The organism is Microbacterium sp. NPDC087868, assembly GCF_044900755.1.
Taxonomy (GTDB): domain Bacteria; phylum Actinomycetota; class Actinomycetes; order Actinomycetales; family Microbacteriaceae; genus Microbacterium; species Microbacterium galbinum.
This window is the reverse complement of record NZ_JBJDNO010000003.1, coordinates 571,508-585,278: the sequence shown is the minus strand read 5'-3', so window position 1 is coordinate 585,278 and position 13,771 is coordinate 571,508. Positions and strand designations below refer to the sequence as shown.

At 69.4% G+C, this 13,771-nt stretch carries 10 protein-coding genes; 5 read left to right on the top strand and 5 right to left on the bottom strand.

Annotated elements, in window-relative coordinates:
* Positions 1–20 precede the first annotated feature (20 nt).
* The 4 genes from ACI2JZ_RS12940 to ACI2JZ_RS12925 all read left to right on the top strand — a co-directional run bounded on the left by ACI2JZ_RS12940 (position 21) and on the right by ACI2JZ_RS12925 (position 4,714).
* Positions 21–416, top strand: a complete 396-nt coding sequence (locus ACI2JZ_RS12940) for a fluoride efflux transporter FluC (RefSeq protein ID WP_404597903.1) — start codon at positions 21–23, stop codon at positions 414–416.
* Positions 413–775 (top strand): fluoride efflux transporter FluC, encoded by a 363-nt coding sequence (locus ACI2JZ_RS12935; protein WP_404597902.1) that lies wholly within the window; start codon positions 413–415, stop codon positions 773–775. Before ACI2JZ_RS12940 ends, ACI2JZ_RS12935 begins: the two co-directional genes overlap by 4 nt.
* 75 nt (positions 776–850) lie before the next feature.
* Positions 851–1,468: a TetR/AcrR family transcriptional regulator gene (locus ACI2JZ_RS12930; RefSeq protein ID WP_404597901.1), complete on the top strand. Its 618-nt coding sequence runs from the start codon at positions 851–853 to the stop codon at positions 1,466–1,468.
* A 9-nt stretch (positions 1,469–1,477) separates the two neighbouring features.
* A complete protein-coding gene (locus ACI2JZ_RS12925; RefSeq protein ID WP_404597900.1) occupies positions 1,478–4,714 on the top strand; it encodes an efflux RND transporter permease subunit in 3,237 nt (1,078 codons plus the stop codon).
* Between the two features lie 108 nt (positions 4,715–4,822).
* Here the strand turns inward: ACI2JZ_RS12925 and ACI2JZ_RS12920 are convergent, their stop codons facing one another.
* Positions 4,823–5,710: an aldose 1-epimerase family protein gene (locus tag ACI2JZ_RS12920; protein WP_404597899.1), complete on the bottom strand. Its 888-nt coding sequence runs from the start codon at positions 5,708–5,710 to the stop codon at positions 4,823–4,825.
* Between the two features lie 254 nt (positions 5,711–5,964).
* On the opposite strand from ACI2JZ_RS12920, the gene ACI2JZ_RS12915 reads away from it, so the two are divergent.
* Complete coding sequence (locus ACI2JZ_RS12915) at positions 5,965–8,223, top strand: DEAD/DEAH box helicase (protein ID WP_404597898.1); 2,259 nt, start codon at positions 5,965–5,967, stop codon at positions 8,221–8,223.
* A 406-nt stretch (positions 8,224–8,629) separates the two neighbouring features.
* Here the strand turns inward: ACI2JZ_RS12915 and ACI2JZ_RS12910 are convergent, their stop codons facing one another.
* The 4 genes from ACI2JZ_RS12910 to ACI2JZ_RS12895 all read right to left on the bottom strand — a co-directional run bounded on the left by ACI2JZ_RS12910 (position 8,630) and on the right by ACI2JZ_RS12895 (position 13,768).
* Positions 8,630–9,169, bottom strand: coding sequence for a YaeQ family protein (locus ACI2JZ_RS12910; RefSeq protein ID WP_404597897.1), 540 nt, complete (start codon positions 9,167–9,169; stop codon positions 8,630–8,632).
* A gap of 61 nt (positions 9,170–9,230) precedes the next feature.
* Positions 9,231–11,393, bottom strand: a complete 2,163-nt coding sequence (locus ACI2JZ_RS12905) for an intein-containing Rv2578c family radical SAM protein (protein ID WP_404597896.1) — start codon at positions 11,391–11,393, stop codon at positions 9,231–9,233.
* Between the two features lie 63 nt (positions 11,394–11,456).
* The gene (locus ACI2JZ_RS12900) at positions 11,457–11,600 is read right to left on the bottom strand and encodes a hypothetical protein (RefSeq protein WP_404597894.1); all 144 of its coding nucleotides are present in this window, start codon (positions 11,598–11,600) and stop codon (positions 11,457–11,459) included.
* 23 nt (positions 11,601–11,623) lie between these two features.
* The gene (locus tag ACI2JZ_RS12895; RefSeq protein ID WP_404597892.1) at positions 11,624–13,768 is read right to left on the bottom strand and encodes a right-handed parallel beta-helix repeat-containing protein; all 2,145 of its coding nucleotides are present in this window, start codon (positions 13,766–13,768) and stop codon (positions 11,624–11,626) included.
* Between the last annotated feature and the right edge of the window lie 3 nt (positions 13,769–13,771).

Sequence of the window (13,771 nt, the reverse complement as noted above, 5' to 3'; positions counted from 1 at the left end):
GCGAGGAGTAGCGTGATGCCGTGACCCTCCGCCGCCTGCTCCTCGTGCTGGCCGGCGGCACGATCGGTACGGCGGCACGGTTGGCTCTGATGCTGCTGGTCCCCGATCACGGCGGATTCCCCTTCGCGATCCTCATCGCCAACATCGTCGGGGCGTTCCTCATCGGCGTGGTCGCGGCGCGGTTGCCCGCGTCGAGGGATCTGCGCGTGTTCCTCGCCACCGGCATCCTGGGTGGTTTCACGACGTACAGCACCTTCATGACGGGCACGCTGGCGCTGTGGGCGGATGCTCCGCTCGTGGGTGCCGCGTACGCCGTGGGGTCGCTCGTGTTCGGCCTCGTCGCCGCGGCGGCCGGGCTGCGCGTCGGCCGTCCCCGGCGTGATGCGGGAGTGCGTGATGCGGGAGCCCCGTCATGAGCCCGCTGCTGTTCGTCGCGGCCGCGCTCGCGGGAGGTGCGGGCAGCGTGCTGCGGTACGTCGTCGATCAGGGCGTCGCCCGCTTCGCGGGCCGTCGGTACCCGTGGGGCATCCTGCTCATCAACCTCACCGGATCGTTCGCGCTCGGGCTCGTGACGACGGCGCTTCCGGACCAGCTCTTCCTCATCGGGGCCGGGTTGATCGGCGGCTACACGACCTTCAGTACGGCGATGCTCGACACCGTCGCCCTGCAGCGGGGCGGTGCACGTCGGGCGGCGGTCTTCAACGCCGTCGGGATGCTCGTCCTGGGGCTCCTCGCCGCCGGCGCGGGGCTCGCGCTCGGCGCGGTGCTGCGGTAGACGGCATCCGCTCCCAGGTTCCTCCCACCCCAAAAATGTACAAATGTACATGTACGGACGTACGGGAGGACTCCGATGGTGACGAAAGCGCGGCGCAGACGCGACCCTGAAGCGCGCCGCCGCGAGATCGTCGAAGCGGCCGCCGAGCTGATCGTCGAGATCGGCGTCGACGCCCTCACCCACCGCAAGGTCGCCGCCCGGGCGTGCGTTCCGCTCGGAGCGACGACCCAGTACTTCGATACTCTCGACGACCTGCGCGATGCCGCGCTCGGCTTCCTCGTGCGCGAGATCGAATTGCGCATCGAGGCCACCCGTCAGGTCGTCGAATCGGCCGGCGTGACGCCCGAGGCGCTGGCCCGACTCATCACCGAGAGCCTCGCCGACGCCCGCGCCCTCGAGACCGATCGGGCCGTCGTGACCGCCGCCGTGCACGATCCGCGCGTGCGCGAACTGGCTCGGCGCTGGTCCGACCAGGTCGTCGAATTCATCGCCCCCGTTCACGGACTGGACAGGGCCAAGGCCGCAGCCGTCTTCATCGACGGCGTACTCTGGCACGCCCAGATCAGCGACGACCCCCTCGAGGAGCGCCTCATCCGAGACGGCCTCGCCGGGATACTCACCCCGGGCAGCACCGCACCCGCAGCATCCGCACCCGCAGCACCTTCCCTCGCACCCGCACAGACAGCACCCTGAGGAACAACCTTGTCGAAACTCGCCGTCCTGAGCCTGAAGAACCGCGCGCTCATCGCCCTGATCACGATCGTCGCCGCGGTCTTCGGTGGGCTCGCGCTCACGAACCTCAAGCAGGAACTCATCCCCTCGCTCGAGCTGCCCGCGCTCGTCGTGATGACCACCTACCCCGGCGCCTCGCCGGAGGTCGTCGAGAACGACGTCTCGACGCCGATCGAGGCGGCGATCCAGGGCGTGCCCGACCTCGAGTCGACCACCGCCACGAGCACCACCAACGCCTCGATCATCCAGGCGAGCTTCACGTACGGCACGAACCTCGCGACCGCCGAGCAGAAGATGCAGCAGGCGATCAACCGCATCTCGTCGACGCTGCCCGAAGACATCGACCCGCAGGTGCTCGCGATCTCGATCAACGACCTCCCGGTGATCCAGGTCGCCGTGTCGGGCTTCGACGACGCCGACAACGCGCAGGCCGAGCTCGAGACCGTCGCGATCCCCGAGCTCGAAGACGTCGATGGCGTGAACGCCGCCGAGATCGTCGGCGGGGTCGGCCAGCGCATCACCATCACCCCGGACGTCGCGGCGCTCGCCGCCGCAGGTCAGAGCACCCAGGCGATCAGCGACGCGCTCGAACAGAACGGCACGCTGTTCCCCGGCGGTGACATCACCGAGAACGGCGAGACGCTCACCGTGCAGACCGGCGCGAAGATCGCCTCGGTCGACGAGATCGCCGCCCTGCCGCTCGTCGGCACCGACCTCACCGTCGGCGACGTCGCGACCGTCGTCCAGGAGTCCGACCCGATCAGCTCGATCTCGCGCGTCGACGGCCAGGATGCGCTGTCGATCTCGATCACGAAGCTCCCCGCCGCGAACACCGTCGAGGTGTCGGCCGGGGTCATCGCCGCGCTCGACGAGATCGGCGAGGCGTTCCCCGACGCCACGTTCACCGTGATCTTCGACCAGGCGCCGTTCATCGAGCAGTCCATCGAGACGCTCGCGGTCGAGGGCCTGCTCGGACTCGTGATGGCCGTGCTCGTCATCCTGCTGTTCCTGATGTCGGTGCGCTCGACGCTCGTCACCGCGATCTCGATCCCGACCTCGGTGCTCGTCACCTTCATCGGTCTGCAGGCCTTCGGGTACTCGCTGAACATCCTCACCCTGGGCGCGCTCACGATCGCGATCGGCCGCGTGGTCGACGACTCCATCGTGGTGATCGAGAACATCAAGAGGCACTACGTCGGCGACGCCGACAAGGGCGATGCGATCCGGCTCGCGGTGCGCGAGGTCGCTATGGCGATCACGGCATCCACCATCACCACGGTCGCCGTCTTCCTGCCGATCGTGTTCGTCGGCGACATGGTCGGCGAGCTCTTCCGGCCGTTCGCGATGACCGTGTCGATCGCGATGATCGCGTCGCTCCTCGTCTCGCTGACGATCGTGCCGGTGCTCGCGTACTGGTTCCTCAAGCCCGGCAAGCCGCTGCTCGACGAGAACGGCGCAGCCATCGACCCCGAGCACCAGGATGCTCCGCCCACCCGCCTGCAGAAGGCGTACCGCCCGATCCTCGGCTGGACGCTCAAGCACTCGGGCGTCACCGTCGTGCTGGCCGTCGTCGTGCTCGGTGCGACCCTCGCCGCGGCCCCCTTCATGAAGCAGAACTTCCTCGGCGACTCCGGTCAGAACACCATGACGATCACGCAGGACCTCGGCCCGACGGCCAGCCTCGAGACCAAGTCCGATGCCGCGATCAAGGTCGAGGACGCACTCAGCGGCATCGACGGGATCGAGCATGTGCAGGCCTCGATCGGGTCGAGCGGCTCCTCGGTGCGCGACGCGTTCTCGGGCGGATCCTCGGGCGTGACCTACTCGGTGCTCACCGATGAGAGCGCCGACCAGGAGAAGCTGCGCGCCGATGTGCAGGACGCGATCGACGGTCTCTCCGACGTGGGCGACGTGTCGGTGGCCTCGTCGGCCGGGTTCGGCTCGAGCGACATCGAGATCACGGTCTCGGCCTCGAACGGCGACGACCTCTCCACGGCGACCACCGCCGTGATGGACGAGCTCGACGGGCGTGACGGCATCGATCAGGTGAGCGACAACCTCGCCGCCGCCCTGCCCTACATCGCCGTGGTCGTCGACCGTGAGGCCGCCGCCCAGCGCGGGCTCTCGGAGGTCGCCGTCGGAGCGATCGTGTCGAACACGATGCGCCCGCAGCAGCTCGGCTCGGTCGAGATCGACGACACCGCACTCACCGTGTACCTCGTCACCTCCGAGCCGCCGGCCACGGTCGAGGCGCTGCGCGAACTGACGATCCCGACGCCGCTCGGCCCGGTCGCGCTCAGCGACATCGCCACGGTCGAGCAGCGCAACGGCCCCACCTCGATCACCACCGAGCAGGGGCAGCGCACCGCCACGATCACCGTGCCCCCGGCATCCGACGATCTCGCGGTGGCGACGGCATCCGTCTCCGCTGCGCTCGCCGCGGTCGACCTGCCCGCGGGCGCGTCCGCCGAGATCGGCGGCGTCGCCTCGCAGCAGGCCGACTCGTTCTCGCAGCTGGGTCTGGCGATGCTCGCCGCGATCCTCATCGTCTACGTGGTGATGGTCGCGACCTTCAAGTCGCTGCGCCAGCCGCTGCTGCTGCTCGTGTCGGTGCCGTTCGCGGCCACCGGTGCGATCCTGCTGCAGATCGTCACGGGCGTGCCGCTCGGTGTCGCCTCGCTGATCGGTGTGCTGATGCTCATCGGCATCGTGGTGACGAATGCGATCGTGCTCGTCGACCTCGTCAACCAGTATCGGGAGAAGGGTCTGTCGACGGTCGCCGCCGTGCAGGCCGGATCGGAGAAGCGTCTGCGGCCGATCCTCATGACCGCGCTCGCGACGATCCTCGCCCTCACTCCGATGGCGCTCGGCATCACCGGGCACGGAGGGTTCATCTCGCAGCCGCTGGCGATCGTCGTGATCGGTGGACTCATCTCGTCGACCGTGCTCACGCTGATCGTGCTGCCGACGCTCTACAACCTCGTCGAGGGTGCGAAGGAGCGGCGCCAGGCCCGCAAGGGCGGGGGAGCGGATGCCGCGCCGACGGACTCCGCCCCGGATGCGCCGGAGGGTCCGGATGCGGGTTCGGCGGGGTCCGCGGTGGCGGTGGACGAGCTGGAGCTCACCGAGGCCGAGGTGTCGGTCGTTGCGCACGGAGCGACGCTCAGCCGCCGGGAACTGCGCGAGCGCCCGTGGCTGTCGCAGTGATGCGCTGTCCCTAACTCAGGACGAAAGGCCCCGAATCCACGCGAAAGCGTCGGATCCGGGGCCTTTCTGGTCGATCGTCCTGAGTTATTGCACGCGTCTGCCGGAGACTCAGCCCAGCGAGATGCCCCAGTCGAGGGTCCAGGTCTCGCCCGGAGCGAGGCGACGGACGCCGAGGCCGCTGTTGAACGCGTCGGCGGGTGCGGTCATCGGTTCGATCGCGACGGCCAGATCGTGGCCGGGGTAGTTCGTCGCCGTGTAGACCTGCACGAAATCGAAACCCTCACCCTGCCAGAGCGTGAGGCGGCGGCCATCGGGCGCGGTCAGCGAGTGCCGCACGCGTCCGTCGGGGTCGCGCGCGAGATCGGTGAAACCGGTGTCGAGCTTCGCATCGCCCAGGCGGATGCCGTCGCGCAGGGCCGCCTCGACCGGACGGGTGCCGGTGGGCAGCATCCGCTCGTCGGTCTCGAAAGCGGTCGACGCCGGCACTCGCAGCACGAGGTCGTGCGCGTCGACATCGCCGATGGTCACGTACGGGTGCGTTCCGAGGGCGACGGGGGCCGCGGTTTCCGATCGGTTCGTGAGGGTGTGCGTCACCGCGACGCCGTCGTCGGTGAGGGCATAGGTGACCGAGGTCTCGATGAGGTACGGGTAGCCGGTCTGCGGCACGATCGTCGCGAGCAGGGTGGCAGCGGCATCCGTCTGCTCGATCTCGTAGGCGGTGAACCGCAGGAGTCCGTGGCTGGCGTTGCCGAACTTCGGTTCGGTGATCGCGAGCTGACGGTCGGTGCCCTCGTCGTTCCATCGCCCGTCGCGGATGCGGTTGGGCCAGGGTGCGAGGACGACGCCCGAGCACCCCGGAGTCGGCTGATCGAGCGGATACGGGGAGATCAGGTCGACGTCGCCGATGCGCAGCGCGCGCAGCGAGGCGCCGACCTGGGCGATCTGCGCGGTGACGTCGCCGCGACGGAGGGAGACCTGGATGCCGGTGGGATTCACCTCGCCATCGTATGGCCGCGGGGGAGTCTTTCAGGTGCGGCGGGTACACTGGGGAAGTCGGCTTCGGACACCCGCGCAGCGCGCGGACGTTTTACCTGTTTGAAGTGTGAGTCCAGGGGCCGATGGTGAGCGTCCATCGACGCGCATTCAACCATCACATGAATGGCCCCGGCCCTTGAGCGTCCGGCACCCCTGATCCACGGGTGCTTCTCCGCGTGCGCCGTGCTGTTCTCGTGCGAGAACGAAAGACACACATGCCGAAGAACAAGAAGCCCCAGGGCGGCCGAGCCGCTCGCAACTTCGAGCCGCGCTACGGCGCGAACAAGACCTCCTTCCACGACCGTCACCACGGCGCATCGTCGCGTGACGGCAGCCGCGACGAGCGCGGCGCACGATCGGATGCCGGCGACCGCCGCTCCGCTCCCGCCGCAGGTGGGTACGACCGTCGTCCCGGAAGCCGTAGCGCCGGCCACCGCGGCTACCGTCCGGTCGAGGCCGAGTCGGGCGCCCCGAAGCAGCGCTGGGGTGCGCAGGAGCGCGCCGGTCGTGACGAGGCCCGCAGCATCCGCAACCGCGCCGAGTCGGGCCGCCGTGAGGCGCCGCACCGTCGCGACGAGCGTCCCCGTTTCGAGGGCGGCTCCGAGCGCCCCCGCTACAACGACCGCCCGTCGGCCGGCCGCCGCTTCGACGACCGTCCGCGTCGCGACGACCGTGGTGGCGCCGAGCGTCCGCGGTTCAACGATCGTGGTGCTGACCGTCCTCGTTTCGACCGTGGCGAGCGTCCGCGTCGTGACGACCGTGGGGGTGCCGAGCGTCCCCGGTTCAACGACCGCGGTGCCGACCGTCCTCGTTTCGACCGTGACGAGCGTCCGCGTCGTGACGATCGTGGCGGCGCGGAGCGCCCTCGGTACAACGACCGTGGCGCCGAGCGTCCCCGGTTCAACGACCGCGGTGCCGACCGTCCCCGTTTCGACCGTGACGAGCGTCCGCGTCGTGACGACCGTGGCGGCGCCGAGCGCCCTCGGTACAACGACCGTGCGGCATCCGATCGCCCCGAGCGTTCGTATGATGCCGACCGTGCCCGCCGCGCCTTCGACCGCGACCGCACGCAGCGCTCCTACGACGCGCCGGGCGAACGCAGTCGTCCCTCGACCGGTGGCGCGTACCGCACCGACCGCCCGCGCCGCGACGAGCGTCCGAGCCGTGACGCGCGCCCCGGCCGCAACGACTGGAACGCCAAGCCGAAGGCGGCCTTCGAGCCGACCGACGACGTCGTGCACGAGCGCCTCGAGGCGAAGTCCGTCGCAGCCGTCGAGGTCGACGGGGTGAGCTTCGGCGACCTGGGCCTCGGCTCGAACATCGTCGAGACCCTCGCCGGCATGGGCGCGGCGACGCCGTTCCCGATCCAGGCGGCCAGCATCCCGGCCGTGCTCGGCGGGCGCGACGTGCTCGCCCGTGGACGCACCGGCTCCGGCAAGACCATCGCCTTCGGCGCCCCGCTCGTCGAGCGCGTGCTGCAGTCGCAGGCCGGCAAGCGTCGTGAGTTCGGTCGTTCGCCGCGCGCGATCATCCTCGCTCCGACTCGTGAGCTCGCCCTGCAGATCGACCGCACGATCCAGCCGATCGCCCGCAGCGTGGGTCTCTTCACCACCCAGATCTACGGCGGCGTGCCGCAGGGTCGCCAGGTGGGCGCGCTCAAGAAGGGCGTCGACATCGTGATCGGCACCCCCGGCCGCGTCGAGGACCTCATCAACCAGGGCAAGCTCGACCTCTCGGACTGCCGCATCGCGGTGCTCGACGAGGCCGACCACATGTGCGAGCTCGGATTCGTCGAGCCCGTGCAGCGCATCCTGCGTCACACCGCCGACGGCAGCCAGAAGCTGCTGTTCTCGGCGACGCTCGACCGCGAGGTCGCGGCTCTCGTCGACGAGTTCCTCGTCGACCCGGCCGTCTACGAGGTCGCCGGTGAAGACCAGGAGTCCAGCACGATCGAGCACCGCGTGCTCGTGATCGAGCACCGCGACAAGGCCGAGATCCTCACCTCGCTCGTCGACCGGGAGGGCAAGACGCTGGTCTTCGCCCGCACCCGCGCTTACGCCGACATGCTCGCCGAGCAGTTCGACGACGCCGGCATCCCCGCGGTCTCGCTGCACGGGGACCTGAACCAGGCCAAGCGCACGCGCAACCTCGAGCGTCTGACCTCGGGCCGTGTGAACGTGCTCGTCGCCACCGATGTCGCCGCCCGCGGCATCCACGTCGACGACATCGATCTCGTCGTGCAGGCCGACGCTCCCGACGAGTACAAGACGTACCTGCACCGTTCGGGCCGTACCGGCCGCGCCGGTCGCTCGGGCCGCGTCGTCACGCTCATCACACGTCAGCGTCAGCGTCGTATGACCGAGCTGCTCGACCGGGCCGAGATCGACGCGCCGTTCGAGAACGCGCGCATCGACGACGACATCATCGACGAGATCACCGGTCGCACCCCCACGGCGGAGGCGCTCACCCGCTGAGCCAGAGGGTCGCGCGGCCTGAGGCGCGCGCGGGCTGAGGCGCGCGCGGGCTGAGGGTCGCGTGGGCTGAGCGGTCACGAAAGGCCGGGTCGGAAGCATCCGACCCGGCCTTTTTCGACCCCTCGCGCATGAGCCGCGGCACAACTTCGGAGTTCTGAGGCGACACGCCGGAGTGCAGGGCAGTCGGCGCGGCGTGTCTCGCCCGATCTCCGAAGTTGTGCGGGCCGGCCGGGCGGGTGCACGCACGTGACGGAGGAGATCGCACGATGCGCAGGAGCGGATGCGCGAGAGCCTCCTGCGGAACGAGAGATCTCCTCCCCAGAGCGCGGACGGTGCGGCACCGCGAGGGGTCGAGGCACGCCGTATCGGATGCCGGGGGTGCGGCGTGTCTTGACCCCTCAGGGGGCTACCCGAGCTCGTGCTCGTGGATCGCGGTGGTGAGGTTGGCGCCGTTGAGGTCGAGGTAGAGCACCTGTTCGGTCACCGTGAGGGTGAGCGTGTTGCGGCGCTCGATGTGCGGCGTGACCTGGTCGATGAAGCCGGGGTCGAAGCTGAACACGCGCAGGTCCTCGGAGCGGTGGATGCGCTTGCCGGCCCAGGGGAGCATGACCTTCTCGGGGTCGCGGTGCGTGTAGACCACGGTGCGCTCGGCGAGGCGGCTGCCGTAGTGCAGGCGCTCGGCATCGGGGGCGCCGACTTCGATCCAGGCGGTGATCGCGCCGGTGAGGTCGCGGATGAGCACGGCCGGCTCATCGGTCTTCGAGATGCCCTCGCTGAACCCGATGCCCTCGGCGAACTCGAGGCCGTAGGCGAGGATGCGGGTGATCATGTAGGCGTCGGTCTCGGACGGATGCCTCGCCACGCGCAGCGAATAGTCCTCGTAGACCCCGCGATCGGTGTCTGCGAGTTGCACGTCGAACGTGTGGATGGTGGAGCCGGTAGCCATAGTCACCGAGCCTACGGGCCTGCGGCCCTCCGCCCCGACCAGCGGATGCCGCAGCCCACGCTCAGAACAGCATGGGCTGCGCGGGGGTCGAGGTCGCCGAACCGGTGGTCCGGAAGGTGACGGCCGGGCTCGGACGGCCCGGTGCCCGCCCCGTCGTCGGCGCTCCGTCCTGGCGCCAGATCGAGTCGACATGCCCCTGTCCCGGACGGAATCCGCGCCGGGGGTAGTCGTCTTCGTGGCGCGCGTCGAGGCCGTGCAGCCGGATCAGCGGTTTGACCCGCTTCGCGAGCCACTGCCGATAGGGCTTCGGCGCCTCGGCGGACGCTCCCGGGTAGAGGCCGCGGTACGACGAGACGAGGTCGGGCCGGTGCTCTCCGAGCCACTGGAAGAACCACGGCTTCACACCCGGCCGCAGGTGCAGCGCTCCGTAGATCACCGTGCGCGCGCCCGCCATCTTGATGCGTTCGAGCGCATGCGCGATCGCGTCGACCGAGTCGGTCATGTGCGGCAGGATCGGCATCAGGAAGACGGTGACGGGGAAACCGGCATCCGACAGGGCCTTCACCGTGTCGAGCCTCGCCTGCGTGCTCGGGGTTCCCGGTTCGATCGCCTTCTGCAGCTCGTCGTCGTACATCGCGATCGACATCTGCACGTCGATCGGCACGCGCTGCGCGGCTTTCACGAGCAGAGGGATGTCACGGCGGATCAGCGTGCCCTTCGTGAGGATCGAGATCGGGGTGCCGGATGCCGCGAGCGTCTCGATGATCCCGGGCATGAGCTTGTAGCGCCCCTCGGCCCGCTGGTAGGGATCGGTGTTCGTGCCGAGAGCCACGGTCTCGTGCTGCCAGCTGCCCTTGCGCAGTTCGCGCTCGAGCACCTCGACGACATTCACCTTGACCACGATCTGAGAGTCGAAGTCCGACCCGCCGTCGAGGTCGAGGTACTCGTGCGTCCCGCGGGCGAAGCAGTTGTGGCTGATGACTCCGTTGGCGACGAAATCGCCGGTCCCGGTCGTGATGTCGAGGAGGTCCTGCTCTTCACCGAGGGGTTCGATCGACACGACCCGGAGATCGGATGCCGTTTTCACAGCGGTTCCGATGATGTCGAGTTTTCGCGTGATGGCAGGTGAGGCGATCGCGAAGAACCTCTGGCGGCTGGGTAGCCCGCCCGTCACGCGCACGTCGCGGACTCCGTTAGCGCGCGCGCCTTCGACGATGTGGGGAACGTCGAAGGCGCGCATGCCCTGCTCGATCAGGCGGATGAGTTCGGGATCCCCATTCGAGATGCGGAGCACTCCGCGCGAACAACTCCCTTCCGCATCAAAGATGCCGCCGAGGAATCCAGCGAACCAGCTCTCGTTCGGTTCCTCGGGCGAGAGGATGAGTTGCTCGATCCGCTCGACTCCCGCGCGAGCCGCCGTGTGAATCGCGTTCGCCGCGCTCCGGGTCTCGGTCTGAGCGGCGAATGGTCTGGTCCTCGTCGGCACATCCTCAGCTTCGAGGAACTCCCGAGTCCGGTCGAGAGCCTCCGGATCGACCAGCGCCAGGCGGAACATGTGTACCTTCCGCACCCGCTCCGGGCTGGGATAGGTGCCGTGGAAGATCATTCCGTCTCCGCGAATCATCCCGGCCAGGTAACCGCGTCGATAATCGGTGCTCGTCTGATCGATGTCTGCCCCCGCCGGCCCGATGCCGAACCCCAACAACCGGTTGTTCGTGGTGAGGTGTGGTCTCTGCCCGGACTCTGCGTCGGTGACGTGCTTCCATCCGCGCTCGGTCAGGAATCGGTGATCCCCGCTCGCGATGATCTCGGTGCCGTCGGCCAGCGTCACCCGATACGCCGCCTTGCGGTTCGACCACTTGGCGCGGATTTCGGTAGGCACATAGCGGCGGTACGCGCCCTCGCGCTCGGTGCCGATGATCTGGTCGCCGATCTCCAGGTCGCGCAGGGGGCGCTGGCGCCCGTCGGCGCAGAGGATCAACGTGTCCGGCGAGACGCAGTAGACGCACGCATGACTGCATCCCCGATAGGGGTTGATCGTCCAGGCGAACGGCATGCGCGATGCGCCGGGAACATGGTTGAGCGCCGACTTCGAGAGCACCTCGTGGAAGGTCATCCCGGCGAACTCGGGGGTCGTCACCGACCGCAGCACGCTCGACCGGTCTTCGAGACCGGGGAGCGCCGCGGCATCCGTCTCTCCGACCGTTTGTCCCTGCCATCGCATATGTTCATTCGAACATGCATCCGAAGTTAACGCAAGCAAGATTCGAAGAAAATGACGAAGAGGCTATCCCGTCGGTTCGGTCGCCCGGATCAACCCGCACTCGACGCACGACCACACGACGAGGAAGCGCTCGTCGTCGAGGATCTCGAACGTCAGTGCTCCACCGCAGGTCGGGCAGACCAGGGGGTTCGGCGCGTGCGCGTTCATCCCCTCAGCCTACGGACGAACATCTACCCCCGGGTCGGCAGGAACGGGTCGACGCCGGTCAGTGCACCCAGGGGATGCCGTCGCTCCGACACCGGTCGCGGCCCGGCGCCGCGCACATCCGGCACCCGGATGCCGAGACCCTCCGCCGGCGACCCCTCCCGCACGCGCAGGTCGCGCGCCGCGGCATCCACGAACAGCGGATCGGCGGTGATCGAGTGCCGGTCGTGACCGAGTGCCGCCCACTCGTCGTCGAGGCGCTCGACGATCTCGAATCCCACCCGCCCATCCGCTCCCGTCGAGCGATCCGCGTTCGCCGCCCGCACCGCGCCGTCGAGCGGCGCCGCATCCCAGAAGAGGTTCAGGTCGCTGTCGACCCCGAAGTGCCGCAGGTCGCGGTGGTCGGGGTAGCCGACGAACGCGGGCATGCCCTCGCCCACCACGATGTTGCGGTGGAACGTGAACGACACGTGCTCCTCGGGGCGGGTGATCGACACCTGCCCGTTGCGACCGAACGCCCACACGTTGTCGCGGATGATCACCTCGCGCCCGTAGTGCTGGTGGTAGGCCTGGCTCGACACGTCGTGCACCACGTTCTGCTCGATCACCACGTGCGACGAGCCCTCGTCGAGGTAGATCCCCCAGCCGCCGTAGTTCGCGCACTCGATGTCGTGGATGTGATTGCCGCGCACGACCGTGCCCGGCGCGATGCCGAGCAGGTAGACGCCGCCCATGTCGTTGAGCAGCCCCTGCCCGAGGTGGTGGATGTGGTTGCCCTCGATGAGGTTGCCCTCGGACGGGCTGTGCAGGTAGTCCCACATCCAGCCGACCGAGATGCCGGAGTAGAGGAGATCGCTGATCTCGTTGTGCGCGATCACGTTGTGCGATCCGTGCTGGAAGAGCACGGCGACGGCGTTGGGATAGACCTGACCGCCGCGCGCGATCGTGCAGTCGGAGATCTCGTTCGCGCGGTTGTACTCCGCCGCCAGGGCATCGATCCCTCCGCCCGAGCGCACGGCCCCGGCCCCGAGATCGCTGAACGAGACACCGCTGATGAGCGCCCCGCGCGTGCCGGGGCCGAGGCTCACGCCGTAGCCGCCGACGCGTGCGATGCCGCCGCCGATGAGCGCGCACGAGCGGGCGAAGTCGAATCGCACGGCGGCGGGGACGGTGCTCGCCGCCTGCACGTCGGCCGCGTACCGGCCAGCCGACGGCAACTGCGGGTCTTCGCGTACCCCGAACGGCGGCACCGCGGGCGGCACGACCTCGAAGTCCGCCTCCGCGAAGTGCACACCTTCGAACCGCACCTCGCGCACGGGCGCGTCGGCGGTGCCGTCGAGCGTCACGAAGGCCTCGGTCACCGGCATCCGCACGTCGAGCGCGTCGATGTCGACGCCGGGCTCCGGCAGGTAGAGCACGTGCGGACCCGACGCGCCGACCAGCTCGCCGGTCGCGTCGAGGTACCACTCGCCGGCGACCTCGCCGAAGCGCTCGGCGACGTTGTCGAGCCAGTAGCGCGCGAAGAGCTTCGCGGCGTCATCGCGCAGCGCGAAGATGCTGCGCAGCGAGCTCGTGAGGGTGCGGGTGCCGCGGTCGATCGCGGTGATCGGCATCCGCTCCTGCACCCAGTAGTGCGGCACGACGACCTCGACCGCGAGCTGCTGCGTGAGCTCGGGGATGTCGCCCTCGGCGAAGCGGAACGACGCCGCCCCGTCGAACAGCGTGCCGACGAAGCTGCCCGCCGGGTCGAGGCCCTCCTGCTGCTCGACGCGCAGGAATCCCTCGCGCGGATGCCGGGGGCGCTCCGCCGCGACACCGTCGACGTAGAGCCGCCGAGCCGCCGCCCGCGGCGAAGGCGCGGCGTAGGCCGCGACCCCGTTCACCGTCACCGGACGCCAGCCCGTCAGGCGCACGGATCCGCGCAGCACCGGCGGGTTCGCGGCATCCGTCGCCACCACCGCGGTGAAGGAGTCGGATGCCGTGAACGAGACGGGCTCGTGATGCCGGTACTCGCCTCCGGCCATCCAGATCACGGCCCGCTGACCCGGCTCGCGCCGTGCCCGCACGAGGGCGAGGCCGTGCGCCAGGTCGTTCGCGGGGTAGCCGTGCGAGCCGTCGGCGTAGGGCGACCCCTCCGGGTCGACGTACACCTCGATCCGGTCGGTGCTCATGGG